The organism is Cytobacillus massiliigabonensis (genome assembly GCF_900199725.1).
Lineage (GTDB): Bacteria > Bacillota > Bacilli > Bacillales > Cytobacillaceae > Cytobacillus > Cytobacillus massiliigabonensis.
Window position 1 is genome coordinate 1 of the sequence record NZ_LT904898.1, and the last position, 1,455, is coordinate 1,455.

General features: G+C 35.3%; 1 protein-coding gene. It reads left to right on the forward strand.

Annotated elements, in window-relative coordinates; all coding sequences use genetic code 11:
* Positions 1 to 53 precede the first annotated feature (53 nt).
* Positions 54 to 1,423 (forward strand): IS3 family transposase gene (locus C1726_RS00010; protein ID WP_102271266.1). Its coding sequence is split into 2 segments (ribosomal slippage): positions 54 to 519 and positions 519 to 1,423, totalling 1,371 coding nucleotides; the frame shifts between segments, so codons are not numbered across the junction.
* Positions 1,424 to 1,455: the final 32 nt, after the last annotated feature.

Here is a 1,455-nt window from a genome sequence, read left to right on the forward strand (position 1 = left end):
TGAACTGCCCCATAAATGTTAGACATCAAACTAACATTTATGGGGGTTTTTTAATGGCTAAATTTACTGCAGAACAAAGGATTCTAATTGTTTCAAGGTATTTAAATGGGAATGAATCTATCAATGAGATTGCGCGGGAGGTTCAGGTAAAACCAACTATTTTGAGTGGATGGATTCGCCTATACGAACAACATGGCATTGAAGCTTTTCTAAAAAGCTATACAAGTTATTCAACTCAGTTTAAAATGGATGTACTAAATTATATGATCGAAACGGGTACATCTTCTATTGATACAGCTGCGATATTTAATATTTCTTCTCCTGGAATGATACGAAATTGGAGATTAAAGTTAAATCGAGATGGATTAGACGCCCTACAACCAAAGAAAAAGGGGCGACCATCTATGAAGAAAGAAACAAAGAAAATTGATTCAAAGAAAGAAACACCAAAACTAGTTGAAGATACGGTAGAAGTACTACAAGCGAAAATTGAGCGTTTAGAAATGGAGAATGCCTACTTAAAAAAGTTGAACGCTTTAGTTCAAATGCAGGAAAAATTACAAACAAAATCAAAGCGCAGGTAATTTTTGAACTAAAGCATATGTATGAAGTTGTAGATTTAGTTGAAGTCGCTGACATTCCACGTAGTACGTATTATTATTGGGAGAAAAAATTAAATCAACCTGATAAATATGCGAACGTAAAAGAAAGTATTAAAGAGATTTTTCATGAACATAAGGGTCGTTATGGACACCGTCGGATCACGAAAGAACTAGAGAAACGAGGGTTTAAACACGATAAAAAAACCATCAATCGTTTAATGAATGATATGGACTTACTATGCTTAGTCCGCATGAAAAAGTACCGTTCTTATAAAGGTAATGTGGGAAAAGTTGCTCCTAACATCCTAAACCGTGATTTTTCTGCAGAGAAAGTGAATCAAAAATGGGTAACCGATGTGACGGAATTCCACCTATTCGGTGAGAAACGTTACCTCTCTCCAGTACTTGATTTGTGTAATGGTGAAATCATTGCTTATAACGTCATGAAACGTCCTGTTTATAAATTGGTCGGAGAAATGTTAGTCCAAGCAATAGAACGTCTTCAGCCAGGAGAGCAAGTGATTCTTCATTCAGATCAAGGCTGGCATTATCAAATGAAACAATATCAAAAAACATTAGAACAGCACCAAATTACGCAGAGTATGTCTCGAAAGGGAAACTGTTTGGACAATGCAGTCATGGAAAACTTCTTTGGCTTATTAAAGTCCGAACTCCTTTATCTACAGGATTTTGACAGTATAGAGCATTTTGAAAAGGAATTAGCTGATTATATTCACTATTACAATCACAAACGAATGAAGGCAAAATTAAAAGACCTGAGTCCGGTGGAATACCGAACTCAAGTCTTAAAAGTTGCATAAAATTATTTGTCTAACTTTATTGGGTCAGATCA